Below are 26,499 nucleotides of genomic sequence, written 5' to 3' on the forward strand. Positions count from 1 at the left end.
CAAACCGACGACGACCCCCGGTTCGGCGCGCCCGGTCACTGCTCCGGGTGGCGAGCCGGGCCCGCGAGCGCGCACTCCACGTCCACCACACCCTCGACGGCCCGCACCAGGCGTGCGGCCACGGGTACCAGAGAGGTGTCCCTGACGCGCCCGGCGAGTGTGACGACCCCGTCCTTCACCTGCACACGCACAGACGAGGACGACGCGGGGAACAGGTAGGACACGACTTGCCCGCGGACCTCCTCGGCGACCTCCTCGTCGTCCCGCAGGAACACCTTCAGGAGATCACCGCGGCTGACCACGCCTTCCAGCCTGCCCGAGTCGTCGACGACGGGGAGCCGCTTGACCCTGGCGTGCGCCATGGTGCGGGCGGCCTGTGCGAGGGGCACGTTCGCGTGGACGGTCAGGGCCGGCGATGTCATGAGCTCCTCGGCGGTCACGGCGCCGGCCTTGGCGAGATCGGAGAAACGCCGCAGCTGTGTGTCGCCGTCGGGGTCGGCGTCGCGGAACTCCTCCTTGTACAGCAGGTCGGCCTCGGAGACGACGCCGACCACCCGCCCCTCGCTCTCACCCCTGCCCTCCAGAACGGGAAGCGCGCTGACCTTCCACTCTTCCATCAGCTGCACGATTTCCTTGAAGTCTGTCCTGCGGCCGATGGAGGCGACGGTGTGTGTCATCACGTCGCTCACGATGTGCGGGGTGCCGTGCACGGTGACTCCTTGGTCGGATCCGGCGGGTGCCTCGGGGTCGGGTCACAGAGAGCTGCCGCTGCCGTAGGGCGCGTAGACGTCCAGCAAGCGGGTCCTCGCCGACCGCAGCCGGCGGGCGACAATGTCTCCCACCCACTGGGTCACCGCCATGCCCAGCACGGGATCGGCCCGCCACATGGCCCGTACCGCCTCGGCGTCGAACTCGTACGCACGCACCGGACTCTGCGTCTCGGCGCCCAGACACCAGGCGTGCGGTCCGAACAGCCAGGACCAGCCCACGAGTTCGTTGTGCCCAAGTGTCTCGATGACGGCTGCTCGCCGGCCGGGCACGTGCATGTCCAGGGCGATCGTGCCGGTACGGATGATCCAGAACCGGTCGGCGCGCCCGCCCTCCTCGAAGAGGCGGGCGCCCTGCGGGAACGACACCTCGCGGGCGAGGCACATCAGCCGCTCACGGTGCTCGACGGGCAACGCCCGCAGCATGGTGGATGTAGCGGAAACGTTCATCGTCCTGCCTCTTTCCTGGAGCGTGACCCTGCCCACTGCACTCTCTTCCCCGTCCCCCGCCCTCCGCCATGGGCCATGCGGCCCCAGACCGGTCCGCATGGCGTCGGCAGCGGCGATCGGCACGCCCTCACGCGCTGCGAGGGGCGGGAAGGCCGCCGGGCCGTGCACGGAGGGACAGCATCAGGGCCGAAGGGCCCCTCGGGAGGGCCTGCCCGGCCTCTGCGCCGGTGCTCGCCCCGGTACCAGGCTCGATGGAAGAAGAGGAACCCACAGGCAGCAACACTGGAGGTACGGACCATGCTTCGACACGTCAGCGCGGGAATCGACGGTTCCCCCGAAAGCCTGGCCGCCGCGCACTGGGCGGCCAGGGAAGCGGCGCGCCGGGGCGCCGCGTTGCATCTGGTGCATGCCTGGGAGTGGCATCCGCGTCCGGCCCCGTCCGTGCCCGCGGATCTGTCCGAACGGGCCGCGGCCGAGGACCTGTCGGCACGGGCGGCGGACAGCATGCGCGCCGCGCACCCAGGACTACGGGTCATCGACCAGGCGGTGGCGGACTCGCCGGTCACAGCCCTCCTCAAGGAGACCGAGCAGGCCGAACTCCTGGTCCTCGGTTCCCGCGGATTCGGCGCCGTCGCGGGGTTCTTGATGGGGTCGGTCTCGCAGCGGGTCGTCGCCAGGGCACCCTGTCCCGTGGTGCTGGTCAGGGTGGGCGGGAACGTCGCCGATGAGCACTTCTCGGCGCCGGACGGGATTTCCCCGGACGAGATACCCGGGATCCCCTACCGCGACGTCGTACTCGGCCTCGACACCGACCGCCCCTGCGACGAGCTGATCGAGTTCGCCTTCGACGCCGCCAGGTGCCGGGACGCCTCGCTGCGCGTGATCCACACCTTCAGCGGCCAGCCGGACTTCGCTGCCGCGGACACGCTCGTCCCGACAAGGGGCCCGGAACTGCTCGCGGAGCACCAGCACGCCGTGGCCGCCGCACTGCGCCCCTGGTGCGAGAAGTTGCCCGAGGTCGCCGTCACCGAGAGCGTCACCGAAGGACGTGCCGCCGACAATCTGATCAGCGCCTCGGCCGGCGCGGCCCTCCTCGTGGTGGGACGCCAGATCCGCGAATCCCGCTTCGGCACCCACCTCGGCCCCGTCGCGCACGCGGCGCTGCATCACGCGCCCTGCCCCGTCGCCGTCGTCCCGCACGCCTGAACAAGCCCGAAGGGTGGGAGAGGCGGTCCGCAGCCCCGGTTCCCGTGATCCGACGGGTCGGCCGAACCTGAACAGCGCTCCTTGTTCGCACTGCTTGACGATCTTGACGGCCGTGGCGAGTGCCACCAGAGCCAAGAGGATCGTGATAGCCAGAAGGAAGATCAGAGCTTTCACGGTGATGCTCCTCGGAATGCGGACCGCGTTGTTCGCCCGCGAGGTCCCCGAGCGTGCCGGCGGAGCAGGGGAATGGCCCGGGTCCGTCCGCAGGGCTGTCGGTGTGATCTGGCTTGACTTGCTCCCCTTCCTGAAGGAGGGGCAGTTCCTACGGCTCGCGCTGTAGGGGTTTCTGCTTCATCGCCGACTGCCCGCCCGGAGTGCTCCGTTGAGGTCTTACGCCGGCTCCACAGACAGACGCCGTCAGCCCGACGGCCAGGATGTTGCGTGACGCATTCACATCACGGTCATGCACAGCACCGCACTCACACGTCCAGGTACGGACGTCCAGCGCCAGCTGCGCCGCAACCCTGCCGCACACCCCGCACAGCCTGCTGCTGGGGAACCAGCGGTCGATCACGACGAGTTCACGCCCGTACCAGGCGCACTTGTACTCCAGGAGGGAGCGCAGTTCTCTCCAGGAGGCATCAGAGAGGGCGCGGGCCAGGCTGTGGTTCTTGAGCAGGTTGCGGACGGAGAGGTCCTCGATCACGACCGTTTGGTTCTCACGGACAAGACGAGTCGACAGCTGGTGCAGGAAATCACGGCGCCGGTCAGTGATCCGCGCATGGATCCTGGCGACACGACGCCGGGCCTTCTCCCGGTTCGCCGAACCTTTGGCTTTACGGGACAGCTCCCGCTGCGCGCGGGCCAGGCACTCGCGGTCACGCCGCTCATGCTTCGGGTTGACGATCTTCTCACCCGTGGACAAGGTCACCAGGGAAGTGATTCCGGCATCCAGGCCCACTGCCGCCGTGGTGGCGGGCGCCGGGGTGATGCGGTCCTCGCACAGCAGGGACACGAACCAGCGCCCCGCCGCATCACGGGAGACCGTCACCGTGGACGGCTGTGTTCCCTCAGGCAGTGGACGCGACCAGCGAATGTCCAGCGATCCCGGCATCTTCGCCAGCGTCAGACCCCCCTTACGCCAGGTGAAGGCGGAACGGGTGTACTCGGCCGACGCACCAGACTTCTTCCGGCTCTTGAAACGCGGATACTTCGCCCGCTTGGCTGCTGACACCTTGACCACGTCACGTGATCGTCGCCAGAGCCCGCAATTCCCCGGCCCCGTGGTCACGCAATTCCCCACCCTGTCGGTGGCGAGGTGTGAGGGTTCACCGTCGACTTGTCAGTGGCCTCTGACAGACTCCGCGGCATGGGGATATTCAAGCGGGCCAATGAGGCAGAGAGCGCTGGTCAGGCCGGGGAGCGAGCCGACTTGAGCACTCTGCTGCTGCAAGGCGAAGACATGATCGAGCAGTTGTGTCGTGCCCACATGTCCTGGGGGCTGGGTGCAGCGGACCGCTGGGATCTGGACCAGACGACCGGCATCATCACCTGGACCTTCCCTGACAAGACGGCGACAGCACCCGCGCAGATCCTCGGCAGTTTCAGTCCCGGCTCGGGCTCGTGGCTGTGGGCCTGGGCCAACAAGAGCATCCTTCCCGACATGAGCCGTGACGCCCGCAGCTTCCGTGACTGGGCAGAAGACAACGGGCATCCCGCTCTCGCCCAGCCGAAGATCGAGGCCGACGAGAAGGCCGCAGGGACCCTCGTGGCCTTGGCTGTTCGGGTCACCGAGGCGACCGGCTATTACCGGGGCCCGGGAGGCAACTCCGCCGTGATCATCACGTTCGGTCCTGTCACTCTGACCAGCGCCGACGGCAGCGTCTCCCACTTCAACATCAACATCGACTAGGGCCTGTGCGCGGTCGTGACCAGTATGCGTATTTCGCTGCCGCGATGAGGCCGGTCGCGATAGAACGCAGGGCGTGACGTGACCACAGGTCACCGATGGCCAGGGGAAGGTCAACGAGCCATACCCGCCGATGGGTGAGTACAGCCGGGCGGGGTCAGGCGGGCGAGATGTCGGGGCGGGCGTCGTACGCGGCGCGGGCGGCGTCGATGTGCGTCAGGTGCGTGATGCTCCACTCCAACAGGGGTGCGGTGGCTTCGCGGAGGGTCCTGCCCATCGGAGTGAGTTCGTAACTGACGTGCGGCGGCATGACGTTGCGGACGGTCCGTGTGAGGATCCCGTCGCGTTCCAGACCGCGCAGGGTGACGGTGAGCATGCGCTGGCTGATCCCGTCGACGGCCCGCTTGAGTTCGGTGAAGCGGCGCGGCCCCTGGCTGAGGTTACGCACGATCAGCAGCGACCACTTGTCGCCGACGATGCCGAGCACTTCACGGGCCTGGCAAGGGTCCTCCGGCCGCGCCGGCCGCGACTCGCCGCCCACTGTGCCGCTCATGGTTACCTCCAGAGAACCGGGGCACGGAAATGTGCCTTATTGATCGGGGTGCGGCAGGTGCAGCACGATAACTGTGGTTCCCAAAGAGTACCGAGGCACAAACAGGAACCGTAATGCCCCGCGCCTCCACGCCCCGAAGAGGAAAAAATTCCCCTCATGTCAACTTTTCTGCTGGTACACGGTGCCTGGCACAACGGCCGGTGCTGGGAGCGGGTGGTCCCGCTGCTGGAATCGGCCGGACACCGCGTGTACGCGCCCTCACTGACCGGCTACGGCGACAAGGCACACCTGCTCGGTCCCGAGGTGGGGCTCGACACGCACGTCGCGGACGTCGTCACGCTGATTCACGAGGAGAACCTGACCGATGTGGTGCTCGTGGGTCACAGCTACGCGGGGCTGGTCGTCTCGTCCGCGGCCAACGAGGTACCGGAACGGATCGCGCACCTGGTGTACCTCGACGCGATGGTCCCGGAGCATGGCGAGACCGCCGTCGACGTGCAGCCCATGACCCAGCACCTGATCGACCTGGCCGCCAGATCCGACCACGGCTGGCGCATCCCTCCGTTGCCCGAGATGCCTCCGCCCCTCGGCCTGTTCGGAGTCACCGACCCGGCGGACGTCGCCTGGCTGCGTGCGTCGCTCTCAGACCAGCCAGTGCGCTGCCTGCGGCAACCGGTCCGGCTGGACAACCCTGCCGTGGACTCCATACCGCGTACGCACATTCACTGCGTCGGCGCAGAGCCGGAAGGCATCGTGCGGCGGCCCGTCCCCGCGACACAGCCCAACGGCTCCCCAGCACGGATACGGGAACTGCCGACCGGACACGACTGCATGATCACCATGCCGGCGGACCTGAGCGAACTGCTGCTCGAATCCACCCTTCGGTAACGTCCCGACCACGACTGCGACCGCGAGCCGGAGAAGGCCCGCCACGGTCGAACAGCAGACCCGGCCCACGAAGCCGCCCGCTTCGCGAAAGAAGCGCCATAGGTCCTCATAGGAGGTCGCTTTGTCTTCGCAGAGGCAGGAGGCCGTTGATCCAGATCATCGAGGCCCGTAGCTGGAGGCCGGCGTCGTAACCTGCGGGGTCGTGTCGTATCGGGTGGCGATGCCGCGCCAGGCATTCAGCCTGGCCTTCAGGCCCGACGCACGCACCCTGGCGGTCGGCGGGGGAAGCGGCGGCCCGCAGCTCTGGGACGTACCCACCGGGCAGCCGATCGACGGCCTGCGCACCACCCCCGGTGAGGCCGCGTACCCCTTCGTGTTCGGCCCCGACGGCACCACGCTGTACGCGGGCAGTGCCCACGTTCCGCTCCAGCGCTACGACCTCGCCACCACCCGTGCGCTCGCGTGCTGTGCGCCCGTGCGGGTGAGCCGGTGAGGGCCGAGCCGAGCCCAATGGTGCAGGTACATACCCGACGCCCCGTACCGGCGGGTGTGCCGAGCCGCGCGAGCCGAAGGGCCGCGCCACAGGGCAGCCCCAAGTCCGCGTCACTACGGGGAGACAGGCAGATTTGTGAGTCCGGCCGCGATTCCGACCAGATGGGGAAGGAGACTGCGCGAGGAACAGTCAAGACCTGTGGATCGGTGTGCCATGCGACTTGTTGGTCGTGTCCTGACTCCTGGCTGGTTTCCTCGGCGGGGGCGTGCGATGAGGATGGGCCCGATGGAACCTCTTCGGTTCTAGAATGGCGCCATGGACAGGACCGACCGCGCCAGCCGAGTGATCGCGGCACCACCAGCGACTGTCTATGGTGCCCTTCTCGACCCGGAGTCCGTTGAGGCCTGGCTGCCGCCGGACGGCATGCGCGGGCGGGTCGAGCGGTGGGATCCCCGCCCTGGAGGCGGGTTCCGGATGGTCCTCACCTACCTCGACCCCTCCGACAGCCCTGGCAAGACGTCAGATGCGACGGATGTCGTCGATGTCGAATTCGCTGACCTGGTGCCACTGGAGCGTGTGGTGCAGCGGGCGGTGTTCGAGGCCGACGACCCGTCGTACGCGGGCACCATGACGATGACCTGGCACTTCGGCGCCGCCGGTGACGGGACCGAGGTGACCGTCACCGCCACGGACGTGCCACCCGGCATCGACCAAGCGGCCCATGAGGCCGGGATCGCCTCCTCGTTGGCCAACCTGGCGTCGTTCGTCGAAGCGGCCGGCTGACTCAGGTCGGCTGCGACCCGGGCCCGGCCACGTCGTCGAGGAAGCCGTCGGGATCTGGTGCGGTCGTTCCAGCGGCGTGAGCTTCGGGTCGTCGCCAGATGGTGCGATCGAAGAAGGGTTGTTGCCGTCTGTGCCGGCACCAGGTGAGCCAGGAAGTCAAGGTCGAAGTCACCGTGCTGCAGCTCTACTTGGAGAAGGTGCGGGACCGCCAGTCGTGTCTCATCAACCTCCACCGCCCGCGCCAGCCCGGCCCTCCCATCGGCAGGAACGGACGGTGCCTGGGACGCCCAGCGCACCCCGGCCCGGCCCCAGTGCCGCCGCCGGCTTCCGGCTGGCGCCAGCCGCCGCTGTTCGAGGCCCACCGTGACTTCACCCGGTTCGACCGTTGACAGCATGCGCGACCGGGCAATCCCTGGCTGGCGTGGGCCCGGCATGTCGGGCCCGGCCTCGGCGAGGTCCACGGCTGGCCCGCCGGACAGTCACGACATCGACCGGGCTCTGGTCATCGTCCTGTCCGCCCACATCGAGGACGACGTCGGCCGGTGCTCCGAGCTGTTCCCCGCTCTGCGATCGCGGAGGCCGAGCATCGAACACACGGCGGAAGTGCTCAACCACATCGGTGTCTTCTTCGACGACCGGCCCTCGTCGTTCGACCGTGGCTGGAGCGCAAGCTCGATGGTCTCGCGGTCGGCATCCGCCGCGATGTCGAGGACTGGGCCCGGCTCCTGCACGACGGCGGGCCATGGTCCAAGCGCCAGGACGTGGAGACGTCCTTCCTTGAGCTGATCATCGACTCTGGCAGACACTGTGGGTCTGCCAGGAGCGAGGGGGCGCCATGTGGCCCGATGATGCGTATTCGCAGGAGCAGGACGACCGAATGCAGGCGTGGGGTGGTCCGCAGGGCAGCATGTCAGACGCGGATTTTTACGACCGCCAGAGGGAGTTGTCCCAGCTCGACGACGACATGCGATACAACCAGTGGACGGGCTCCGGTGGGGGTGGCCAGGTCTCATACGGCTCCACCCCCGTCACCTCGCAGCGTTCCGGCTCGCCCATGCCTCGACGCGAGCCGCCGACTCCCGAGGAGTTGGAGGAGAGGCGGCGCAGGTCCGAGGAGTTCAGCAAGACCAAGGCGGCGCAGAAAGCCCGAGAAGAGGAGCAGGAACGTCTGGACCGCCTCAACGCCGTCCCGGACGAACGCCTCATGAGAGCCGCATCTCAGCCCCGACAGGCGGGTATCACTGGCACAGGGGTGAGTGGATCTGTGATGCTGATCTTGTGGGTACTGGGGATCGGCGCGGCCATTGTTCTGTTGAGCGTGATCTTCTGATCAGTTCCACCTGACCTCGTTCCGTAGGGGATTGAAGTCGTGTCGTGGTGGGGCGTGGGAGCGTGGCCCTGGATCGTGGGCGATGGCCTGCGTGGGGAAGAGGGGCTGGGTGAGCGTGGTGTGGGCGGCGACGTCGCCGGAATCGGGGCTGTTCCATCCGGTCGAGAGACGTTCAGGGTTGAGGGATCTGTCAGACCGGTTCAACGACCTGCGTTCCCGTGGTCAGGGGTACGTCGAGGTTCGGTCGCCGAGCCGGGAGTTCCCGGTGCTGATCCTGGCCTTCCGGGATGATCACGCGGTCGTCCAACTGATGAGTGACACCGAGCGGATGTCCCTGCTCGCAGGAGATGGCACTGTGCCCCCGGGTGCCGAGGCCGAAGTCCCGATCATGGATGGCCTCGCCGCGTTCACGGGTGACTTTGTCCTGGATATCGATCGGGCGTGGGCCCTGGTGCACGACTTCACCCAGACGTGGGCGGCGGGCCCTCTGGGTGAGTGGTGCGAGCTGTAGTCAGAAGCTCGTGACACGATCATGATCGGTGCTTCTTCAGTCGTCTCCAGTAGATGAGGCCGCAGACCAATGAGACGAAGGCGTCGTTGAGTTCGGTTCGGCGTTCCCAGTGGACGGCGAGGCGCTTGAACCGGTGGAGCAGGGCGACGGTCTGCCCTACGACGTAGGGGAGCTTGCCCGTGCCCTTGATGTTCGGGACCCCCCTTGCGGGAGATGGCCGGCAGGATCCGTCGCTTGCGCAGCTCCTCGCGGTGGGGGTTGGAGTTGCAACCCTTGTCGCCGAGCGCGAATCGGGGCGGCGGCGTGGCCGGCTGGGGCGCCCGGCTACGGGCGGGATGCCGTTGACCAGGGCGAGGGTCTGGGTGACGTCGTTGACGTTGGCAGCGGTGGTGGTGACTTTGACCGGGGTGCCGCGGGTGTCGCAGATCAAGGGGTGCTTGCTGCCCATATTCCGCCGGTCGACCGGTGAGGGACCGGTGTCGGCCCTCCCTCTTTTTGCACGGATGTGGGAGCCGTCCACCTGCGCGCGGGACCAGTCGAGTTCGCCGACCGTGTTCAGTTGGGTGAGCAGAATGCGGTGCAGCCGGTCGAAGACCCGGGCCTGCTGCCACCGCTCCGGACGCCGCCAGCAGGTTTGTCCGGAGCCGAACCCCAAGTCCAGGGGCAGCAGTTGCCAGGCTTTGTCGTCGGGGAGCACGTACAGGATGCCCTGCAGACCCAGCCGGTCGGCCGCCGGCCGCGGTTCCGGTGATCGCTGAGGCCAGGGCGGCAGCAGCGGCTCGATCAGCATCCACAAGTCGTCATCCACCATCCATGGCCGAGTTTCACTCCCTGCCGAGCGGCCGAATCGTCACATCGGTCACGTTCGGCCAGGACCCCGCAACAAGATCGTGTTTCGAGCTCTACGTAAGCAGTCGCCTCTATGTATGCACTCGCGCAAACTGCCGGAGCAGGCTGTGGGTCAGCTAATGGGAGGAAGGCCCCACACGTCCTGGAGAGCTGTCGGCGCGTCCTTCCCGAGGACCACGTGAGTCGTCCCGCCTGGCAGCGTGGGAAGCTCGGCCCAGTGAGTCACGGTTTCGGCACTGGTAAGGCCGTAGGGCAAACGGACGATCCCGTCGGAGTCGACGAAGCAGTCTCTGTGCTCTGTCCCGTCCTCACTCCAGTGCTGAGTTGTGAAGTACATCGGCCTCACCAGCCAAAATTCCTCACCCAATGCCGTATCTGACTCAGCGGCGCTGTCAGCCGGATACCGACCCGTGATCGCTGCTGCCACTGGTGTGCCGCTGGGAGGCAGTTTCTCGCGTGCGTCGACCCACGTCACCACGGTGTTCAAATTCGTCATCTCCACCCTTGCTCAGGCACTCGGTAAGTCGTCTTCTGCCCACATGCCGACGCGTCGGCAAGAGCACTGCCCTGTCACCAGGCAAGACCGCTGGGCGTTCGCGAAGGTTGCTTGAGACGGAGCGAGCACAGCGCCAAACGATCCGCGACTGCCTCCCTCCTCTCTCCAGACTTACGTGCCTCCAGCGGCCGGACCAGAGGGCACCGCACCTCCAACCGCCATGACCGACCAACTTTGCGAACCTACGTGGTTACGGCACTTGCTTGATCTTTAACGTTCGAACGGGTATTCGATGCCGAACGTTAAAGATCAAGCTAGCCCGTTTACTGTCTTGTCCGTCCAGGGAACCAGAAGGTGGCCTGGCCGCGAGTTGGAGTCGAACGCACGGATCCAGCACCGTGGAGCACGACGAGGCACCTCTGTGTTCCTGCCAAGGACCCCTCAGTCTGCGTGAAATCGCCGGGATCTTGGGGGTCCAGCCAAGGTGAGCCCCAGAGCCCCCACCGGGTGATTCTGAAGCTCTGATCACCTATTTCCCCTCTACCGCCAGGGAGTCGTGTTCTTCCCGCGCCCCGCTGATCTGGCCCCGGAAGCCGATGCCGCGCTGCCGATGGTGGTGGAGACCGCCCACCGTGGCCTGTACCGACTCACCACTGGACCTCCACCTCGGACTCCACCCCGGAATCCACCCATGGGTCCAGGTGCGAAAAGCCTTGCCCCAGCAGGCTTGAGGGCATGACAACAACCGACTGGATCATCGACATCGCCCTCGTCCTCATCGTCTTCCGGCAGCTCCGGGAAGACCGTCTCGACCTCAAGACCTTCCTGATCCCGCTGGGCATCGTGGCCTTCGTGGCGCACAGCTACCTCGACTCGATCCCCACCGCGGGCAACGACCTGGTGCTGATCGGTGCCCTGATGGGTACGGGCGCCGCCCTCGGCATCGCCGGCGGCATCTACACCCGGATCCGCTCCGCCGGCGGCCACCTCCTGATCAAGGCGGGCGCGGTCTCGGCGATCCTGTGGGTGCTCGGCATGGGGGCCCGGATGGGCTTCCAGATGTGGACCGAGCACGGCGGCGGTTCCGATGACGTCGCCCGGTTCAGCCTCGCCCACCACATCACCAGCGAGCAGGCCTGGGTCGCGGCGTTCGTACTGATGGCGCTCACCGAAGTAGTCACCCGGGTGGCCACGATCTACGTGCGGAGCCGGATGGTGGACCGTGCGCAGCCGGGCACGGCGGCAGTCCCCGTCGCGTCCGTCTCCGGCCGCGCGGCCTGACCGTGGGCTATGGTCACGCCGTGCCCGCAACCGACAACGGCCCCCGGCCGTTTCTGCTGAGCGATCCCCGGCGGCAGTGGCCCGCGAACATCACGATCATGGTAGTCGGGATCCTGACGATCCGGCCGATGGGCTTCAGCGGCCGCGGGCTGGCGGTCCTCGTCCTCTTCGCGATCTGCTGCGCGGGGCTGCTGATCCGGACCCTGCCCGCGGCCAGGGTGCCGAAGCGCGTCACCTTGGTCTGGCTGACGCTCGCGATCGTCGCGGCGGCCGCGCTGATCGGGGTCAGCCGTGGCGGGACGAGCTACCTCTTCGCCTTTTTCATCGCCGGACACATCGGCTACCGGCTGGAGACCAGACCGGCCCTCGTGCTCGCGGTACTGTGCAGTCTGCTGTGCGGGGGCGTCCTGTATTTCCACCTCGGCCCCGGATACCACAAGCTGCCCTGGATTCTCGGCCTTGCGACCGGCGTCCCGGTCCTCGCCGGCATCGTCAACCGCAACCGCCAGCGCGCCGTCGAGGCGGCGATCTCGGCGGCCGAATCCGCCGAGCGGGCCGCCCGCGCCGAGGCCCAGGCCGCGGTGATGACCGAACGCAGCAGAATCGCCCGGGACGTACACGACGTCCTGGCGCACTCCCTCGCAGGGATCAACATGCAGCTGGAGCTGGCCGACGCGCTGCTGGACACCGGCGACCTGGACAAAGTCCGCGAGGCCAACGACAAGGCGCACAGCATGGTCAAAGAGAGCCTGAAACAGGCGCAGTGGACCGTCCACGCCCTGCGCGAGGACGCCCTGCCGCTGCTGGAGAGCCTCACCGCGATGCTCGAATCCTCCGGCCACCGCGACGTCCTGACCGTCGCCGGGACCGTACGCCAGGTGCCGGCGCAGGTGACCCAGAACCTGCTGCGGATCGCCCAGGAGTCACTGACCAACGCCGCCCGGCACGCGCCCGGCGGCGAGGTGAGCGTCGCGTTGACGTTCGCCGATGCGTCGACCGTGCTGCGGATCCGCAACCGCCCCGCCACCCGCACGGTAACCCGGAACGCCGGCAGCGGTATGGGGCTGATCGGCATGCGCGAACGCGTCGCCCTGCTGGGCGGCACCATCACCGCGGGCCCGGTCGCCGAAGGACCGGACCAGGGCGGCTGGCAAGTAGAGGCAAGGATCCCAGGATGAGCGAACCGACCGAACACCAGGAACCATTGCGTGTGATCGTCGCCGACGACCAGGCAGCCGTCCGGGAACCCCTTGCGGCGATGCTCGGGCTCTCCCCGGACATCGACGTCGTCGCCGCGGCTGCGGACGGGCACGAGGTACTGAACGCCGTGGCCGCCCGGCCGGTCGACGTCGTGCTGATGGATCTGCGGATGCCGGGCATGGACGGGACCGAGGCGACCCGGCGGCTGACCGAGGAACACCCCGAGGTGGCCGTGGTGGTGCTGACCACCTTCGCCGACGACGACTCGATCCTGTCCGCGCTGAGCGCCGGCGCCCGCGGTTATCTGACCAAGAACTCCGGTCGCAAGGACATCATCCGGGCCATCCGGGCCGCCGCCGCCGGGCAGTCCGTACTCGACCGCGAGGTACAGAACCGACTGCTCGCCACCGCCAGGACCAAGCCCTCGGCGCCGAAGGAATCGCTGCCGCAGGACATCACCCCGCGCGAGCGCGAAGTGCTCACACTGATCGGCCAGGGCCTGCCCAACCGGGCCATCGCCGAGCAGCTCTTCATCAGCGAGGCCACCGTCAAGACGCACATCAACAACCTCTTCGCCAAGGCCGGAATCCGCGACCGGGCCGACGCCGTACGCCGCGCCATCTCGGCAGGGCTGGCCTGATCGAAGACCCTCTGGTGGCGGCTTCTGGGCTCACCGTGGCTGGACCCCGGGTGGACTCCGCTGACCTGCCATTCCATCATCGGTATCCGTTCGACCTCCCGGAGTGCGGAGGCGACCAGTACGGCTTCGCACTCGTGGTCCGGGCCGAAACCCGCGGCCTTGAGACAAGCGTCGATCCGGCTCGTGTCGCCTGTCACGAGGTTGTCCTCTATCGCTCTGATCCCAGGTGGCGAGCGCGAGGCATGTCTCGGACTGCCTCTGGAAATCCTCAAGTCCCTTGCCACACGAAGAGCATGACCGTCACGCTCATTCCCATGGCAGCCATTGCGGGACTGAGCAAAAAGCACAACTTCGTGCCGGTCATCCGGGACGCAGACGTGATCGTGATGGCCCTGCGTCAGGCGTTGGCCGAGGCATCTCCCGAGGAGCGCCCAGGTCTGGAACGCGCCGTCGCACTCGCGGAGTCCACCGCCGCAGCCGCCGAGGGCCAGCTGCGTGCCCGCTGGGTCCGCTCCCGGCTGGTGGCCGTCGGCTTCACCGGAGACATCGCCTCGGTCGCGGCGGTGAAGGCGCTGCGCCAGGCGGAGCCGAAACTGAGCCTGCTGGCGGCGGTGCAACTGCGGCAGGAGGCGCTGGACCGTCCGGAGTGATCCGGCACGTCATGGCGCATACTCCCGTGGGGCCAACTGTCAGCTGGTTCGCCGGTCTGGCCTCCAGCAGGGCGAGCACGGACGCCATCAGCGATCTCAGCGGGTCAGATGGGCGGACCAGCCACGCCCATCTTTGCGACCACGAACCGGAGTTCATGCCCACCCGCCCGAACTGAACGATCACGGTCGGACAGCGGATGGTGAAGTCGGCGAACACCATCGAGGTGTTCCCCGTGGGGAGGGATGGGCGCTTGCCGGACAAGGCGGTCGTGAACAGGTCGGCGGAGTGGTGCCGTTCGCCGTTGCCTTCGACAAGTCCGGGCGCATGCTGGTCGCCTAGGCCGTGTATCGGAAGTGGATCATGAGGCATGAATGATCATGGTTCATGGGGCGGGGAGATCTCACGGACGAGCAGTGGGGGTGTTGGAGCCGTTGCTGCCGAAGGGGACGAAGGCGGGGCGGCCGCCCGTCTGGTCCCGACGGCAGTTGATCGACGGCATACGGTTCCGGGTCCGAACGGGCGTTCCGTGGCGGGACGTACCCGTCGAGTACGGGCCGTGGGGCCGGATCTATGACCTGTTTCGCCGATGGCAGCGGAACGGCACCTGGCGCAAGATCTTCAGCCGGCTCCAGTCCCTGGCCGATGCGAAGGGTGCGATCAGGTGGGACCTGAGCGTCGATTCCACGGTGTGCCGTGCTCATCAGCATGCGGCCGGGGCCTGGAAGCAGGGTGACCTGCAGAAGGAACCGCCGGGCGGTGTCTTCACAGGGCCCCTTGATCATGGACTGGGGCGCTCGCGCGGTGGGTTCACCACCAAGCTGCACCTGGCCGTCGAGCAGGGCCAGAAGCCCATGTCGATTGTGGTGACGGCAGGACAGTGCGGGGACTCGCCGCAGTTCGAGCCGGTGCTGGAGAAGGTCCGCGTGCCCCGCATCGGACCATGCCGGCCGCGCGTCCGACCCGATCGGGTGCGTGCTGACAAGGCGTACACCTCCCGCAAGAACCGGGCCTATCTACGCCGCCGCGGGATCCGCTGCACCATCCCGGACAAGGCCGACCAGGCACGCAACCGCCAGAAGCTCGGCTCCCACGGTGGCCGGCCGCCACGTTTCGACCCAGTCGACTACCGTGAGCGCCACGCAGTCGAGTGCGGGATCAACCGCCTCAAGAGGCACCGCGCTGTCGCCACGCGATACGACAAACTCGCGGTCCGCTACGAGGCTATTGTCCTCGTTGCCGCCATCAATGAGGGGTTGTGACGTACTGGTCCGATGACAACTCGAACACCCGTACCCGCCGACCGCTGGTGGGATTGACGGTCTCACGGACCGGAAGCATCCCCAGTTTGGTCATGATCCGTTCGGAGGCGTCGTTGCCCACTTGAGCGATGCTGACGATCCGCTCCAGCCCTCGCTCTTCGAACCCGAACCGCACAGCAGCTCTCGCGGCCTCGGTGGCCAAGCCCTGCCCCCAGTGGGAACGTCCCAGCCGCCAGCCGACCTCAACCGCCGGCAGTATCTCCGGCAGGAAGTTGGGCACGGAAAGGCCGGTGAACCCGGCCATCTCGCCAGTGGACCGGACCTCCACGGCGAACAGGCCGAAGTCCTGTGACTCCCACTCGCTCTCCCATTCCTGGATCCCGCCGCGAGTCTGCTGTTCGTCACGGACACTGCCGTCACGAATCCACCGCATGACCTCGGGGTCGGCATTGACGGCAGCCATGTGCGCAACGTCTTCCTCGCGCCAGCGACGCAGGATCAAACGGGGAGTCTCAAGCGTGACCATCAAAAAATTCTAGATCACAAATGGCTCTCCACCGTTCTCACCAGGCACTTTCGATACACACCCTAGGCCGCCAACTCCACCGTCAGCAGCTGCAAGGTGCGACACGACGGCGAGTTGAAGACCGTGCAGGAGTCCTTGCCGAGCGGGCAGAACGTCCTGGGTTGGCTGGAGCGGGCCGTGACTTGTTCTGCGGGGGCAACACCGGGAACTCCTCCGGCAGCGGTTACCGCCAGGACGCGCACGGCCGGCTCGCCCTGACCAATGAGGCGGGCATCGCCGCCGCGCCATCCGCGATGTCGCAGGGCGTCAGCGACCTTACCGTGGCCGACGACAAGTTCGTATACGTCCAGAACGCGACCTTCGGCACCCGTCGACGGCTTCCGTGTCGGATGGACCGGCACCCTCACCAAGATCACGACGGTCACAGGATTGCCCTCCTGCGCCGCCTCCGGCAGGGAGGGCGTCGGCGCGGTGAAATGAAGCAGCCGCCGCGGCGGGATGTCCCGGGCGCGCCACGCGCGCGCCCGGGACATGGCCTGCGGGGCGGTCGATCACCCGGCGAGTTCCTTGCTGATGCGGTCGAGCATGAACGCCGAGGAGTCGCGTGCCCGTTCCTCCCAGGCGAAGACGCAGGCTGTGGCGACGCCGTCGAAGCCGAGTGCGCGAAGGGTGCCGAAGAAGGCGTCCCAGTCGACCTCGCCCTGGCCGATGTCGAGGTGCTGGTGGATGCGGGCGGTGGTGCCGGGCGGGTTGAGGATGTAGCGCAGGCCGCTGGACCCCTTGTGGTTGAAGGAGTCGGCGATGTGCACGTGCTGGAGTCTGTCTCCGGCGTAGCGCATCATCGCCGCGATGTCCGCCGTCGGGTCGGGTCCCGAGAGGTGGAAGGAATGGGGCGCGCAGTAGAGGTAGTTCACCCAGGGCTTGTTGATGGCGCGGACGAGGTCGACGGCGGGGGTGTTCTCCTCGCAGAAGTCGTCGGGATGGGCCTCCAGGTTGAGGGCGATGCCCTCCCGCTCGAACAGGGGCAGCAACTCCTCCAGGGACCGCCAGAACGCGGCCTCGCTCTCGGCGGCGTGCTCGGGACGGCCGTTGAACTCCGAGTTCATCAGGGGGCATTCGAGGTCGGCGGTGATCTCGATCATCCGCTTCCAGTTGCGGACGGCGGTCCGGCGCTCGGTCTCGTCGGGGGAGGACCACTTGTACAGGGGGAGTACGGAGGAGAGCCGCACGCCGTGCGTGCGCAGGGAGGTCTTCAGTTCCGCCACGCGGGCATCGTCCGCTCGCGGGTGCAGGAAGAACGGCATGAAGTCGTCGCGGGGCGACAACTCGATGTACTGGTAGCCGAGTTCCGCGACGGTGCGGACCATGTCGTCGATGGGCAGGGCACGGAACATGTAGGGGTCGAGGGCGATCTTCACGCGGCACCTCCGTAGAAGGCGGGGCGGGGCTTGAGGTCGGTGGCGATGACGTGGCCCGACTCCAGGGCCTGGACGGTCGCGCTGGTGATGACGGTGGCCGCGTAGCCGTCCCAGGCCGAGGGCCCGGTGGGTTCGTCGCCGGCGGCTATTCCCGCGATCCATTCGCGGAACTCGGTGTCGAAGGCGTCGGTGAAGCGGCCCACCCAGTCCGTGAGCACCTCGGTGGTGTGCCGGCCCGCGCTGCGGACGCCGACGGCGGCCGGGTCGGGCAGGCGGACCAGGCCCTCTTCGCCCACGGTCTCGCACTGGATGTCGTATCCGTACTGGCAGTTGACGAAGACCTCCAGGTCGATGCGGACGCCCTTGGCGGTCTCGAAGAGCATGATCTGAGGGTCCTTGAGGTGGGCGAACCGCCTGCTCGTGGCGCGGGGGGTGATCACCTGGGTGGAGATGATCTCGTCGTCCAGCAGCCAGCGCAGTACGTCCACCTCGTGGACGGCCGTGTCCAGGGCGGCCATGTCGGAGGTGTACGCCTTGGGGACGGTGGGGTTGCGGTGGGCGCAGTGGACGAGGAGCGGCTCGCCGATGCCGCCCGAGTCGATGGCCTGTTTCATCTGCCGGTATCCGGAGTCGTATCGGCGCATGAAGCCGACCTGGACCAGGCGGCGGCCGTGTGCCGTCTCGGCGTCGATGATCTTCAGGCAGTCCTCGGCGGTGGTGGCCAGCGGCTTCTCGCAGAACACCGGTTTCCCGGCGGCTATCGCGGTCAGCACGTGTTCGGCGTGGGTCGGGCCCCAGGACGTCACGAGCACCGCGTCGACGTCGTCCGCCGCGATCACGGCCGCGCCGTCGGGCAGGACCCGTGCACCGACCGGCGCCGCCGCCTCCTCGGCACGGGCCGCGTCGATGTCGGTGACCGCGGTGACGCGGGCGCCGGTGACGGTGTGGGTGAGGCGTCGGATGTGTTCTTTGCCGATCCAGCCGGCGCCGATGACGCCTACGCGCACGGTCATGGTTGTTCCTTTCCTGCGGGACAGCGGGATTCAGGAGAAGCGCGCCCGGAGTTCGGCTTCGAGGGTTTCGAGGGTGCGGCCCTTGGTCTCGGGGACGTAGAGCTTCACGAAGGTGAGCGAGAGGAGACCCGCCACCACGAAGAGGAAGAAGGTGTTGGAGATCCCGATCCCCGACACCAGGGACGGGAAGACCAGTCCGATCGCGAAGTTGGTCAGCCACAGCACCAGGGCCGCGACGCCCATTCCGAAGCCGCGCATCCGCATCGGGAAGATCTCCGACAGCATCAGCCAGGTCACCGGTGAGATCGCCCCCTGCTGGAAGGCGAGGAAGGTGACCGTCATGGCGAGCACGGCGAACGCCCGGGTGTCGCCCGAAGGCAGTACCAGGGAGAAGACTCCGATCAGCAACAGGGCCGCTGTCGTACCGATCTGACCGGTCATCAGCATCGGACGCCGGTTGGCACGGCCCAGCAGCCAGATGCCGACGAAGGTGGCCAGTACCGAGATGACGCCGTTGGCGATGTTCGCGGTCAGTGCGCTGTCGGCGGCGAAGCCGGCGTCGGTGAGGATCTGGGTGCCGTAGTACATGATCGTGTTGACACCGGTGATCTGCTGCACGATCGCGATCCCGAAGCCGATGAGCATCAGCCGGCGAAGCCAGGGCGTGGACTTCATGTCCTGCCAGCCGCCGAGCCTCTGCTGGTCCTCCTTGGCGGCGAGCGCGGACACTTCGCGCAGCTCGGCCTCGGCCCGCTGCTGGGACCGGACCTGCTTCAGTACATCCAAAGCCTCGCCGAAGCGGGTCTTGGAGGCCAGCCAGCGCGGGCTCTCCGGCATGACCAGCATGCCGAACCAGAGCACGACGGCCGGGATCGTGGCGAGCACGAGCATGTAGCGCCACACCCCACCGGACTCACCGCCCACCCGCGCGATGACCGCGTTGGAGGTGAACGCGAGCAACTGCCCGCTGACGATCATGAGTTCGTTGCGGGTGACCAGTGCGCCGCGCCGTTCGGCGGGCGAGATCTCCGCCAGATAGACGGGCACGGTCACCGAGGCGCCGCCGACCGCGAGGCCGAGCACGAACCGGGCCACAACCATGACGGCGGTGTTCGGAGCGAGCGTGCAGCCCAGTGCGCCGACGAAGAACACCACGGCGAGGATGAGGATCGTACGGCGGCGTCCGCGCGCGTCCGACAGACGTCCGCCGGTGACCGCGCCCAGGGCCGCGCCGAGCAGCAGCGAGCTGGTGACCATGCCCTCCGTGAAGGGGGTCAGGCCCAGGTCGTCGGTCATGTAGGGCAGGGCGCCGTTGATGACGCCCGTGTCGTAGCCGAAGAGGAGTCCGCCGAAGGTGGCGATGACGGTGATGAGTCGCAGCCGCCGCGACACCGCCGAAGGGGCGTCGTCGGCGATCGCGGTGGCCGGGGCTGTGGTGGTGTCGTCTCTGGGGTCCATGGCCGTCCCTACTGGTCGAGGTGTGGGCGCCGGGTACCCGTCAGCCCGCAACCGGCCAGGTGCTTACGGGTGTCGACCGCGATGGGCAGCGGCACCTCGGGAGCGCAGGGGTACAGATCCTGTTCGACGATCACGAACAACTCGGCCTCCAGCCGGGCGAGTTCGGCCACCACGGCGGCCGGGTCCGGGACGCCTTCCGGAGGTGACACGCACACCCCTCGCTTGACCGCCTCCCCGAACGACAGGTCCTCGGCGGCGACTTTGGCCAGCACCTCGGGGTCCATCTGCTTGATGTGGACGTAGCCCACGCGCTCGCCGAAGCGGCGGATCAGGTCGAGGTTGTCGCCGCCGCCGTAGGCCACGTGCCCGGTGTCCAGGCAGAGGTTGGTGTAGCGGGCGTCCGACTCGCCCAGCAGCCGCTCGATCTCCGGCTGGGTCTGGAGGTGGCTGTCGGCGTGTGGGTGGACGACCAGGCGGATGTCGTACTCATCGAGCAGCAGCCTGCCCAGCCGGTCGGCGGATCGGCCGAAGCCCGCCCACTGGGCGGCGGTCAGCTCGGGCGACTCGGTGAACGCTCCGGTCTTCTCGTCCCGGTACATGGGCGGGATGAGGACGAGGTGGTGCGCGCCGGCGGCGGCGGTCAGCGCGGCGACCTGCCGGACGTGGGCGAGCATCCCGTCCCATGCCTCCGGCCGGTGCAGCGCGCCGAAGGCGGTGCCGCCGGAGACCTGGAGCCCACGGGCGTCCAGCTCCGCCTTCAGGTGCTGCGGGTCGGTGGGGAGATAGCCGTAGGGGCCGAGTTCGAGCCACCGGTAGCCGGCCGTGGCCAGCTCGTCGAGGAAGCGGGTGTACGGCACCTGCTGCTCATCCTCGGGGAACCAGATGCCCCAGGAGTCGGGGGCGGAGCCCAGGCAGAGGTTGCCGGCGATGGTGCGGAGCGGGCCTGGCGCCGTTGCCATGACGTGTCCCTTCACCCCGAGATCGGGAGGTTCGCTGAGGTTGCTGTTGCGCTCTACTAGCGCGCTCTAGTACGAGTACGATGACCCTGGTCCAAATGTCATGTCAATAGCCTGTTGCCGGGAGATTTCGAGTCAGCTGGCTAGGGTGGGCCGTGTCGAAGGGTGGTTCACAGGTGGATGCAGCGGGCAAGCAACGGCCCACGATGGCGGACGTCGCCGAGAAGGCCGGGGTATCCAGGGCGCTCGTCTCGATCATCTTCCGCAATCAGCCGGGGGCAAGTGAGGAGACCCGGCAGCGGGTGCTCCGGGTCGCCGACGAGATCGGCTACCGGCCCGACAGCGCGGCCCGGCTGCTGGCCCGAGGCCGCAGCCGCACGCTCGGCGTGATGTTCACCGTGCACCAGACCTTCCACACCGACCTCATCGAGGGCATCTACGCCGAGGTCGAGCGCCTCGACTACGAGGTGCTGCTGTCGGGCGCCACGCAGGGCCGCAGTGAGGAGAAGGCCGCGGAGGCGCTGCTCAGCCATCGCTGCGAGGCGGTGATCCTGCTCGGCTCGTTCGCGGAGCCCTCTCTCCTTGAGGAACTGGGGCGCCGTACGGTCGCCGTCTCGGTCAGCCGCCGGGTTCCGCACGCCCACGTCGACTTCGTGCACACCGCCGAGGGCAAGGGCGTACGGCAGGCCATGGACCACCTCGTCGAGCTGGGGCACCGCCGGATCGCGCACATCGACGGCGGCAGCGGCCCCGGCTCGGCCGAGCGGCGCCGCGCCTACCGGGCGGCGATGCGCCGCCACGGGCTGGAGGCAAAGGCCCGTGTCATCCCCGGTGACCACACGGAGCGGTCGGGCATCGAGACCGGGCGGCTGCTGCTGGAGGAGCGAGACCAGGGGCAGCTTCTGCCCACGGCGGTCCTGGCCGCCAACGACCGTTGTGCGATGGGCCTGTTGATGACCCTCACCAGGGCCGGCGTCGAGGTGCCGCGCGATGTGTCCGTCGTCGGCTACGACGACAGCCACCTCTCCCACCTGATGCCGATCGGCCTGACCACCGTCCGTCAGGACGCGGGGCTCATGGCGGAGTGCGCGGTGCGCTTCGCGGTGGAGCGGCTGGAGAAGCCGGAACTGGAGCCGCGGGAAGCGGTGTTGGACCCGAAGCTGGTGGTGCGGGGGAGCAGCGGGCCGGCCCCGGAACCGTCGGCCTGAGAAGCGGGCGTATGGTTCCGGGGCGACGGGTGGGGTGGACCGGTCACCGTGTTCCCTTGGCGGCGAACTTGGCGACGGCGTCCACGTTGTCCTTGGTGATGAAGGCCGGACCCGTCAGTACCGGCGCGGCGCCGCCGCCGCTGAAGTTGCCGTTGGTCTTGTACAGCCACAGCGAGTCGACCGCCAAGTAGCCCTGCAGGTAGGGCTGTTGGTCGACGGCGAACTCGATCGTGCCGTCCTGGACGGCCTTGACCAGGTCCTTGCTGAGGTCGAAGGTCGCGACCTTGGCCTTGGTGCCCGCGTCCGACAGCGACTGCACCGCGGTCAGCGCGATCGGTGCGCCCAGGGTGACCACCTGGTCGATGGAGGAGTCCTGCTTGAGCTTGGCGGTGATGGTCGACTTCACCGAGGGCATGTCGGTGCCGTTGACGTAGAGGATGTCGGTCTTGGCGCTGAAGCCCTTCTTCAGGCCGGCGCAGCGTGCCTCCAGGGCGACCTGGCCCTGTTCCTGGACAACGCAGAGGGCGTGCTTGGCGCCGAGCTGGTTCAGACGCTCGCCGAACGCCTGGCCGGCGACGTTCTCGTCCTGCCCGAAGTACTCCAGCATGCCGAGCCTCTTCCAGTCGCTCACACCGGAGTTGAACCCGACCACGGGGATGCCGGCCGACTTCGCCCTGGCCAACACGTCCCTCATGGCGTCCGGCTTGGCCGCGGTGAGCGCGATGCCGTCGACCTTCTGGTCGATCGCGTTCTGCACCAGGCTGGCCTGGTTGCCGGCGCTGGGGTCGCTGGAGTAGACGAGTTTGACGTTGTCCTTGGCGGCGGCGGCCTGGGCGCCCTTGCGGACCAGGTCCCAGAACGTGTCGCCGGGAGCGGCGTGGGTGATCATGGCCACGGTCATACGCGGAGTGGTGGCCTTGCCTGCGGCGGCGGCGTCCCCGCCGTCCTCGGATTTCTTGCCGCCGGAGCTGCTGGAGCAGCCCGCGGCGAACAGGGTGCCCACCAGGACGGTGGCGGTCAGGGTGGCGGCTCTGCGGTGTCTGCGCATGTCCCTTGCACCTCACTGTGCTCAATGTGTTCGTCGGGGTTCGTCCCAGGAGAGGCGGGCTGGTGGCCGGCCGGGCGCCCCGTGCGGATGGGGCGGTGTGCTGGGGGAGCGGTCATGGGTGTGACTGCCTTCGGCGTGCTACTAGAGCGCGTCATTAGCGCGCTCTAGTAGCACGTAACTATGGGACCGGCCTCAAGGGATGTCAATCGGTTTGTCAGGACGTTTCGACAACTGCGGCCCTGCTGTGCTTGAGCTTTCACGCGGTGCCGGGGCACCTTGCGGAAGGCGGCAACGACGCGCGGATCGCGTACGGCTTCCTTGTCGATGAGCTGTCGCGCCATCGCGTCGGGCAACTCCTGCGCGGTGGCAGGGGGACTCTGGGGGTGCCGTTCGTCAGGGGGTCTGTCCAGCGGTCAACGGCTCTGGCCCGTAGTCCGTGGTGACGCCGGGGAGCCATTCGCGCTCGTGATCTTGTGATGGATGGCAACTCCCTTAGCGCTCCAGCTGTAGATCGTGATCTTCATGTCTGGATTGCGGCTTGTTGCCGGTAGTGGCTGGTGCGTGATCGGGCTTGATGACGTCGTCTCCACTCGGACCAGCTGAGGCGGTGGGCCACGTTGGACAGGGGTTGGAAGGCGAGCGTGATGAACAGGTGCTGGATCTCGTTGCAGGTCAGCGGAATGAGGTCGTCGGGGGCCGGGCGGGTGTGTTCGTCGGTGCGGACGACGGCGAGGAAGGCGTGGGTGAGCATGGCGAGGGTGACCCAGCGGGCCCAGGAGGGGTAGCGGCGGAGCTGGTGCTGGTCCAGGCCGGCCAGCCCCTTCCCGGTCGGGAATGTCTCCTCCACCCGCCACCTTGCTCCAGCGACCCTGATCAGGGTGGCGTGCGGGAACGGTCCGGTGGAGTGGCAGCGGTAGTAGGCCAGTTCACCGTTGCGGCGGTCGCGGCGGATCAGCAGCTGCCGGTGGCCTCGGCCGGGCTCGGCCAGGTCGATGACGGCCCAGTCGTAGAAGCGGTTGCCCTTGGCTCCCGTGCCTGCCGACAGCTTCTGCCAGGCCCGCTTCGGTACCTTCGCTGCCAGCTTGTCGGCATGGAACTTGCCCGCATTGGTGGTGACTTCGGCCGAGCAGGCCACCGTGAGGACATGGCCGAGGCCGCGTTCCTCCAGGGGGGACCGCAGCTTGGGGTTGCCGCCGTAGATCTCGTCGCCGGCGACCCAGCCGACGTGGTGTCCGGCGTCCAGGAACCGTTCGATCGTCGTGCGGGCCAGCTCCGGCTTGGTCGTGAAGGCGGTGTCCTCGCCCAGACCCGCCGCCCGGCAGCCGTTCGGGTCGCAGGTCCAGGAACGCGGGACGTACAGTTCCCGGTCAACCGCCGCATAGCCTTGGGTACCGGCATAGACAAGGTAGACGGCAACCTGGGAGTTTTCGATTCGGCCCGCCGGTGTACTGACGCTGCACCCCGACGGTGTGGGTGCCCTTCTTCACATCTCCGGTCTCATCCACGACCAGCGCCGCTTGCCCGTCGTGCAGGTGCTCGACGACGTACTCGCGGACATCGTCACGGACGGCGTCGGCATTCCAGGAGGCCCGGCACAGCAGATGCTGCATGCCGTGCGGGTTCGCTTCTCCTGCCCACTCCGCGATCGTCCAGCAGTTCTTGCGCGGCAGATCAGATAGCAACCCGAGTACCAACCGCTCGGCCCGTTGCCGTGGTTCGACCCGGGCGAACCGGCCTGCGATCCGGCCCATCAGCTCAGCGAACGCAGCCCGCCAACGCTCCCTCTCGGGCGGGAGACCATGGCACGGTACTCCCGCCCGAGGGGGCGACTCACAGCCCGGCACCTCCCGTCGCGTCGATTACCCGGCCGGTCACCCAGCGCGCGTCATTGGACGCGAGGAAGGCCACGATGTCGGCCACGTCTTCCGGCTGCCCGACCCGGCCGAGGCCGGCCAGGGATGCCGCATGTGCCTCAGCCTGCGGATTGCCCCGAAGCCAGGCCGCGTTCAGATCCGTATCGACGATCCCGGGGGCCACCGAGTTGGCCGTGATGCCCCGAGGGCCCAGCTCCTTGGCCAGGTTGAGGGTGAAGGTGTCCAGTGCGCCCTTGGTAGCGCCGTAGGCGATGATCTCCGGCATGGCCAGGCGGGCCGCACCGCTGGAGATGTTGATGATCCGGCCCCCGTCACGCAGACGTTCCAGCCCCTGCTGCACGATGAAGAACGGCGCACGCACGTTCACGGCGAAGACCTCGTCGAAGCCGTCCTCGGTCAACGAGGCCAACGCCGCGCTGCGTCCTATGCCGGCGTTGTTGACTATGATGTCGAGCTTCCCGTCGGGCGCGTGGTCCTTGCCCGCGGCGTCGAAGGCGGCCCACATGCGAGCCGCGTCGCCGTGCCGTCCCAGCTCCGCGCGCAGCGCGAAGGCCCGCCCTCCGTTCTTCCGGATGTGCTCGACGGTCTCACTCGCCGCCGTCTCGTCGCGGGCGTAGGCGACGCCGACGGCAGCGTCGTCCCGGGCGAGTCGTTCCGCGATGGCCCGGCCGATGCCCCGGCTGCCGCCGGTGACCAGCGCAACCTTGCCCTCAAGTGCTCCTGCTGTCATGGCTATTGACCGCCTCCATAGTTCTTGAGTGATCACTCAAAAATCAACGTAGCACACGTTCTTGAGCACTCGCTCTAAAATCAAGGGCATGAGTGGATCAGGCGTGAAGCGAGGACGGCCGCCGGCGTTCGACCGCACGACGGCCCTGACAGCCGCAACCCGACTGTTCTGGGAGCACGGCTACGCGGCCACCTCCATCGGCGAGCTGACCCGAGTAATGGACATCAAACCCGGCAGCCTGTACGCAGCGTTCGGGGACAAGATGTCCCTGTTCAAAGAGGTTGTCCACACCTATGGACGCTCTCCCGTCGGTGCGTTCATCGGTACCGCCCTGGAAGCGGAACCCACAGCCCGCGGCGCGTTCCGCCGCATCCTTCGCGAGGCGGCGGCCGTCTACCCCGACCCCTCCCACCCGGCCGGCTGTCTGACCATCAGCGCTGCCACCAACGTCACCGTCCAGGACGCCGAGGTCGCGGCATTCCTGCGCGACCTGCGCAACGCGAACCTGGCCGCCTTCGAAGCACGTCTCAAAACGGCGCAGCAGCAAGGCGAACTATCCGCCGCAGCCAACCCTCGCGCCCTGGCCGCGTACTTTGCCGCGGTCATCCAGGGCATGTCACAGCGTGCCCGGGATGGCGCAACGACCACAGAGCTCACCGAAACCGCAGAACTAGCACTGGCCGCCTGGCCCCAAGCGCAAGATTGAGCGCTTTGCGGCAAGATCACGATCTACAGCTGGAGTACTAGGAGCAGAGGAAGTTCTGGCCGCTGCCGAATCTCCTCAAGCACGGCCGAGAGCCCGACTTCCCTTATCGCGCCACCTGCAAATGATCGCCTGCAGCCACGGAACCACTTGCCGCGGTTGCAACATTGGCCATGTGTTCCGAGACCCACGCAGATCCGGTGGACCGTGTTCGCCAGCGACGACACGTTTAAGGGCTCTTGAATCACTGAGCCCGACCACAGTCGGTTTCGGGAATCCATAGGTAGTGAGTGGTCGTG

At 67.8% G+C, this 26,499-nt stretch carries 28 protein-coding genes and 2 pseudogenes; 15 read left to right on the top strand and 15 right to left on the bottom strand.

The annotated features are described in order from the left end of the window. Nucleotides 1-35 precede the first annotated feature (35 nt). Entirely contained in the window at nucleotides 36-710 is a 675-nt protein-coding gene (locus tag ACZ5VD_RS32920) for a CBS domain-containing protein (protein ID WP_468555084.1), read from the bottom strand. Nucleotides 711-752: 42 nt separating this feature from the next. Beyond that, nucleotides 753-1,217: a Crp/Fnr family transcriptional regulator gene (locus ACZ5VD_RS32925; protein WP_468555083.1), complete on the bottom strand. Its 465-nt coding sequence runs from the start codon at nucleotides 1,215-1,217 to the stop codon at nucleotides 753-755. Between the two features lie 297 nt (nucleotides 1,218-1,514). Here ACZ5VD_RS32925 and ACZ5VD_RS32930 point away from each other — a divergent pair, with 297 nt between their 5' ends. Both ACZ5VD_RS32930 and ACZ5VD_RS32935 read left to right on the top strand, forming a co-directional pair. Beyond that, nucleotides 1,515-2,423 (top strand): universal stress protein, encoded by a 909-nt coding sequence (locus ACZ5VD_RS32930; RefSeq protein WP_468555082.1) that lies wholly within the window; start codon nucleotides 1,515-1,517, stop codon nucleotides 2,421-2,423. 112 nt (nucleotides 2,424-2,535) lie between these two features. Beyond that, the gene (locus ACZ5VD_RS32935; protein ID WP_468684283.1) at nucleotides 2,536-2,763 is read left to right on the top strand and encodes a hypothetical protein; all 228 of its coding nucleotides are present in this window, start codon (nucleotides 2,536-2,538) and stop codon (nucleotides 2,761-2,763) included. Here the strand turns inward: ACZ5VD_RS32935 and ACZ5VD_RS32940 are convergent. Next, nucleotides 2,746-3,648, bottom strand: a pseudogene (locus tag ACZ5VD_RS32940) (RNA-guided endonuclease InsQ/TnpB family protein); the annotation flags it as partial. The gene ACZ5VD_RS32935 and the pseudogene ACZ5VD_RS32940 sit on opposite strands and share 18 nt — an antisense overlap. Before the next feature lie 144 nt (nucleotides 3,649-3,792). On the opposite strand from ACZ5VD_RS32940, the gene ACZ5VD_RS32945 reads away from it, so the two are divergent. Then, nucleotides 3,793-4,335, top strand: a complete 543-nt coding sequence (locus ACZ5VD_RS32945) for a DUF6882 domain-containing protein (RefSeq protein ID WP_468684286.1) — start codon at nucleotides 3,793-3,795, stop codon at nucleotides 4,333-4,335. 154 nt (nucleotides 4,336-4,489) lie between these two features. Here ACZ5VD_RS32945 and ACZ5VD_RS32950 read toward each other — a convergent pair whose 3' ends face one another. Beyond that, nucleotides 4,490-4,885 carry a winged helix-turn-helix transcriptional regulator gene (locus tag ACZ5VD_RS32950; RefSeq protein WP_468684288.1) on the bottom strand — a complete coding sequence of 132 codons (396 nt, stop codon included), beginning with the start codon at nucleotides 4,883-4,885 and terminating at the stop codon, nucleotides 4,490-4,492. 156 nt (nucleotides 4,886-5,041) lie between these two features. Here ACZ5VD_RS32950 and ACZ5VD_RS32955 point away from each other — a divergent pair, with 156 nt between their 5' ends. The 5 genes from ACZ5VD_RS32955 to ACZ5VD_RS32975 all read left to right on the top strand — a co-directional run bounded on the left by ACZ5VD_RS32955 (nucleotide 5,042) and on the right by ACZ5VD_RS32975 (nucleotide 8,890). Next, a complete protein-coding gene (locus ACZ5VD_RS32955; protein ID WP_468684290.1) occupies nucleotides 5,042-5,773 on the top strand; it encodes an alpha/beta hydrolase in 732 nt (243 codons plus the stop codon). A gap of 202 nt (nucleotides 5,774-5,975) precedes the next feature. Beyond that, the gene (locus ACZ5VD_RS32960; protein ID WP_468684292.1) at nucleotides 5,976-6,266 is read left to right on the top strand and encodes a WD40 repeat domain-containing protein; all 291 of its coding nucleotides are present in this window, start codon (nucleotides 5,976-5,978) and stop codon (nucleotides 6,264-6,266) included. A 315-nt stretch (nucleotides 6,267-6,581) separates the two neighbouring features. After that, a complete protein-coding gene (locus ACZ5VD_RS32965; RefSeq protein ID WP_468684293.1) occupies nucleotides 6,582-7,049 on the top strand; it encodes an SRPBCC family protein in 468 nt (155 codons plus the stop codon). 835 nt (nucleotides 7,050-7,884) lie between these two features. Beyond that, the gene (locus ACZ5VD_RS32970) at nucleotides 7,885-8,379 is read left to right on the top strand and encodes a hypothetical protein (RefSeq protein WP_468684294.1); all 495 of its coding nucleotides are present in this window, start codon (nucleotides 7,885-7,887) and stop codon (nucleotides 8,377-8,379) included. Between the two features lie 109 nt (nucleotides 8,380-8,488). Then, complete coding sequence (locus ACZ5VD_RS32975; RefSeq protein ID WP_468684295.1) at nucleotides 8,489-8,890, top strand: hypothetical protein; 402 nt, start codon at nucleotides 8,489-8,491, stop codon at nucleotides 8,888-8,890. Between the two features lie 19 nt (nucleotides 8,891-8,909). On the opposite strand, the gene ACZ5VD_RS32980 is transcribed toward ACZ5VD_RS32975, so the two are convergent. Together ACZ5VD_RS32980 and ACZ5VD_RS32985 are read right to left on the bottom strand one after the other, a co-directional pair. After that, complete coding sequence (locus tag ACZ5VD_RS32980) at nucleotides 8,910-9,701, bottom strand: IS5 family transposase (RefSeq protein ID WP_468684296.1); 792 nt, start codon at nucleotides 9,699-9,701, stop codon at nucleotides 8,910-8,912. Nucleotides 9,702-9,851: 150 nt separating this feature from the next. After that, on the bottom strand, nucleotides 9,852-10,235 hold the full coding sequence (locus ACZ5VD_RS32985; protein WP_468555273.1) for an AQJ64_40280 family protein: 384 nt from the start codon (nucleotides 10,233-10,235) through the stop codon (nucleotides 9,852-9,854). A 735-nt stretch (nucleotides 10,236-10,970) separates the two neighbouring features. Between ACZ5VD_RS32985 and ACZ5VD_RS32990 the strand changes: the two genes are divergently transcribed. From ACZ5VD_RS32990 to ACZ5VD_RS33010, 5 genes are all read left to right on the top strand, one after another. After that, the gene (locus ACZ5VD_RS32990) at nucleotides 10,971-11,516 is read left to right on the top strand and encodes a hypothetical protein (protein WP_468555272.1); all 546 of its coding nucleotides are present in this window, start codon (nucleotides 10,971-10,973) and stop codon (nucleotides 11,514-11,516) included. A 98-nt stretch (nucleotides 11,517-11,614) separates the two neighbouring features. Further along, nucleotides 11,615-12,694, top strand: a complete 1,080-nt coding sequence (locus ACZ5VD_RS32995; RefSeq protein ID WP_468555277.1) for a sensor histidine kinase — start codon at nucleotides 11,615-11,617, stop codon at nucleotides 12,692-12,694. After that, complete coding sequence (locus tag ACZ5VD_RS33000) at nucleotides 12,691-13,356, top strand: response regulator (RefSeq protein WP_468684298.1); 666 nt, start codon at nucleotides 12,691-12,693, stop codon at nucleotides 13,354-13,356. Before ACZ5VD_RS32995 ends, ACZ5VD_RS33000 begins: the two co-directional genes overlap by 4 nt. Before the next feature lie 314 nt (nucleotides 13,357-13,670). Next, nucleotides 13,671-14,006 carry a hypothetical protein gene (locus ACZ5VD_RS33005; protein WP_468555270.1) on the top strand — a complete coding sequence of 112 codons (336 nt, stop codon included), beginning with the start codon at nucleotides 13,671-13,673 and terminating at the stop codon, nucleotides 14,004-14,006. Between the two features lie 385 nt (nucleotides 14,007-14,391). After that, nucleotides 14,392-15,266, top strand: a protein-coding gene (locus ACZ5VD_RS33010) for an IS5 family transposase (protein ID WP_468555269.1) whose coding sequence is annotated in 2 segments (ribosomal slippage) — nucleotides 14,392-14,425 and nucleotides 14,425-15,266 — 876 coding nt in all. Because the reading frame shifts where the segments join, the coding sequence is not laid out codon by codon here. Here ACZ5VD_RS33010 and ACZ5VD_RS33015 read toward each other — a convergent pair. The 6 genes from ACZ5VD_RS33015 to ACZ5VD_RS33040 all read right to left on the bottom strand — a co-directional run bounded on the left by ACZ5VD_RS33015 (nucleotide 15,250) and on the right by ACZ5VD_RS33040 (nucleotide 20,640). Beyond that, nucleotides 15,250-15,792 carry a GNAT family N-acetyltransferase gene (locus ACZ5VD_RS33015; protein ID WP_468555268.1) on the bottom strand — a complete coding sequence of 181 codons (543 nt, stop codon included), beginning with the start codon at nucleotides 15,790-15,792 and terminating at the stop codon, nucleotides 15,250-15,252. The two genes, ACZ5VD_RS33010 and ACZ5VD_RS33015, sit on opposite strands and share 17 nt — an antisense overlap. 62 nt (nucleotides 15,793-15,854) lie before the next feature. Beyond that, entirely contained in the window at nucleotides 15,855-16,217 is a 363-nt protein-coding gene (locus ACZ5VD_RS33020; RefSeq protein ID WP_468555267.1) for a hypothetical protein, read from the bottom strand. A 126-nt stretch (nucleotides 16,218-16,343) separates the two neighbouring features. After that, nucleotides 16,344-17,210 (bottom strand): sugar phosphate isomerase/epimerase family protein, encoded by an 867-nt coding sequence (locus ACZ5VD_RS33025; protein ID WP_468555266.1) that lies wholly within the window; start codon nucleotides 17,208-17,210, stop codon nucleotides 16,344-16,346. Beyond that, the gene (locus ACZ5VD_RS33030) at nucleotides 17,207-18,223 is read right to left on the bottom strand and encodes a Gfo/Idh/MocA family protein (RefSeq protein ID WP_468555265.1); all 1,017 of its coding nucleotides are present in this window, start codon (nucleotides 18,221-18,223) and stop codon (nucleotides 17,207-17,209) included. Before ACZ5VD_RS33030 ends, ACZ5VD_RS33025 begins: the two co-directional genes overlap by 4 nt. Before the next feature lie 30 nt (nucleotides 18,224-18,253). Then, the gene (locus tag ACZ5VD_RS33035; RefSeq protein WP_468684299.1) at nucleotides 18,254-19,681 is read right to left on the bottom strand and encodes a sugar porter family MFS transporter; all 1,428 of its coding nucleotides are present in this window, start codon (nucleotides 19,679-19,681) and stop codon (nucleotides 18,254-18,256) included. Between the two features lie 8 nt (nucleotides 19,682-19,689). Next, on the bottom strand, nucleotides 19,690-20,640 hold the full coding sequence (locus ACZ5VD_RS33040; RefSeq protein WP_468555160.1) for a TIM barrel protein: 951 nt from the start codon (nucleotides 20,638-20,640) through the stop codon (nucleotides 19,690-19,692). 203 nt (nucleotides 20,641-20,843) lie between these two features. Between ACZ5VD_RS33040 and ACZ5VD_RS33045 the strand changes: the two genes are divergently transcribed. Then, nucleotides 20,844-21,845, top strand: coding sequence for a LacI family DNA-binding transcriptional regulator (locus ACZ5VD_RS33045; RefSeq protein ID WP_468555163.1), 1,002 nt, complete (start codon nucleotides 20,844-20,846; stop codon nucleotides 21,843-21,845). A gap of 43 nt (nucleotides 21,846-21,888) precedes the next feature. Here ACZ5VD_RS33045 and ACZ5VD_RS33050 read toward each other — a convergent pair whose 3' ends face one another. From ACZ5VD_RS33050 to ACZ5VD_RS33060, 3 genes and pseudogenes are all read right to left on the bottom strand, one after another. Further along, a complete protein-coding gene (locus ACZ5VD_RS33050) occupies nucleotides 21,889-22,893 on the bottom strand; it encodes a sugar ABC transporter substrate-binding protein (protein ID WP_468555159.1) in 1,005 nt (334 codons plus the stop codon). A gap of 520 nt (nucleotides 22,894-23,413) precedes the next feature. Further along, nucleotides 23,414-24,644: pseudogene (locus ACZ5VD_RS33055) on the bottom strand (IS701 family transposase). Between the two features lie 79 nt (nucleotides 24,645-24,723). Then, nucleotides 24,724-25,497: an SDR family oxidoreductase gene (locus tag ACZ5VD_RS33060; protein WP_468555158.1), complete on the bottom strand. Its 774-nt coding sequence runs from the start codon at nucleotides 25,495-25,497 to the stop codon at nucleotides 24,724-24,726. Between the two features lie 88 nt (nucleotides 25,498-25,585). Here ACZ5VD_RS33060 and ACZ5VD_RS33065 point away from each other — a divergent pair, with 88 nt between their 5' ends. Continuing rightward, the gene (locus ACZ5VD_RS33065; RefSeq protein WP_468684301.1) at nucleotides 25,586-26,203 is read left to right on the top strand and encodes a TetR/AcrR family transcriptional regulator; all 618 of its coding nucleotides are present in this window, start codon (nucleotides 25,586-25,588) and stop codon (nucleotides 26,201-26,203) included. The last annotated feature ends 296 nt before the right edge of the window (nucleotides 26,204-26,499 follow it).

This window comes from Streptomyces sp. NPDC032822 (assembly GCF_055578825.1).

What these genes read in the sequence shown, in the direction of transcription:
- ACZ5VD_RS32925 (WP_468555083.1), bottom strand. Translation starts at nt 1,217, where the DNA reads ATGAACGTTTCCGCTACATCCACCATGCTGCGGGCGTTGCCCGTCGAG.
- ACZ5VD_RS32930 (WP_468555082.1), top strand. Translation starts at nt 1,515, where the DNA reads ATGCTTCGACACGTCAGCGCGGGAATCGACGGTTCCCCCGAAAGCCTG.
- ACZ5VD_RS32945 (WP_468684286.1), top strand. Translation starts at nt 3,793, where the DNA reads ATGGGGATATTCAAGCGGGCCAATGAGGCAGAGAGCGCTGGTCAGGCC.
- ACZ5VD_RS32950 (WP_468684288.1), bottom strand. Translation starts at nt 4,885, where the DNA reads ATGAGCGGCACAGTGGGCGGCGAGTCGCGGCCGGCGCGGCCGGAGGAC.
- ACZ5VD_RS32955 (WP_468684290.1), top strand. Translation starts at nt 5,042, where the DNA reads ATGTCAACTTTTCTGCTGGTACACGGTGCCTGGCACAACGGCCGGTGC.
- ACZ5VD_RS32965 (WP_468684293.1), top strand. Translation starts at nt 6,582, where the DNA reads ATGGACAGGACCGACCGCGCCAGCCGAGTGATCGCGGCACCACCAGCG.
- ACZ5VD_RS32970 (WP_468684294.1), top strand. Translation starts at nt 7,885, where the DNA reads ATGTGGCCCGATGATGCGTATTCGCAGGAGCAGGACGACCGAATGCAG.
- ACZ5VD_RS32980 (WP_468684296.1), bottom strand. Translation starts at nt 9,701, where the DNA reads ATGGTGGATGACGACTTGTGGATGCTGATCGAGCCGCTGCTGCCGCCC.
- ACZ5VD_RS32985 (WP_468555273.1), bottom strand. Translation starts at nt 10,235, where the DNA reads ATGACGAATTTGAACACCGTGGTGACGTGGGTCGACGCACGCGAGAAA.
- ACZ5VD_RS32990 (WP_468555272.1), top strand. Translation starts at nt 10,971, where the DNA reads ATGACAACAACCGACTGGATCATCGACATCGCCCTCGTCCTCATCGTC.
- ACZ5VD_RS32995 (WP_468555277.1), top strand. Translation starts at nt 11,615, where the DNA reads ATGGTAGTCGGGATCCTGACGATCCGGCCGATGGGCTTCAGCGGCCGC.
- ACZ5VD_RS33000 (WP_468684298.1), top strand. Translation starts at nt 12,691, where the DNA reads ATGAGCGAACCGACCGAACACCAGGAACCATTGCGTGTGATCGTCGCC.
- ACZ5VD_RS33005 (WP_468555270.1), top strand. Translation starts at nt 13,671, where the DNA reads ATGGCAGCCATTGCGGGACTGAGCAAAAAGCACAACTTCGTGCCGGTC.
- ACZ5VD_RS33015 (WP_468555268.1), bottom strand. Translation starts at nt 15,792, where the DNA reads ATGGTCACGCTTGAGACTCCCCGTTTGATCCTGCGTCGCTGGCGCGAG.
- ACZ5VD_RS33030 (WP_468555265.1), bottom strand. Translation starts at nt 18,223, where the DNA reads ATGACCGTGCGCGTAGGCGTCATCGGCGCCGGCTGGATCGGCAAAGAA.
- ACZ5VD_RS33035 (WP_468684299.1), bottom strand. Translation starts at nt 19,681, where the DNA reads ATGGACCCCAGAGACGACACCACCACAGCCCCGGCCACCGCGATCGCC.
- ACZ5VD_RS33040 (WP_468555160.1), bottom strand. Translation starts at nt 20,640, where the DNA reads ATGGCAACGGCGCCAGGCCCGCTCCGCACCATCGCCGGCAACCTCTGC.
- ACZ5VD_RS33045 (WP_468555163.1), top strand. Translation starts at nt 20,844, where the DNA reads ATGGCGGACGTCGCCGAGAAGGCCGGGGTATCCAGGGCGCTCGTCTCG.
- ACZ5VD_RS33050 (WP_468555159.1), bottom strand. Translation starts at nt 22,893, where the DNA reads ATGCGCAGACACCGCAGAGCCGCCACCCTGACCGCCACCGTCCTGGTG.
- ACZ5VD_RS33060 (WP_468555158.1), bottom strand. Translation starts at nt 25,497, where the DNA reads ATGACAGCAGGAGCACTTGAGGGCAAGGTTGCGCTGGTCACCGGCGGC.
- ACZ5VD_RS33065 (WP_468684301.1), top strand. Translation starts at nt 25,586, where the DNA reads ATGAGTGGATCAGGCGTGAAGCGAGGACGGCCGCCGGCGTTCGACCGC.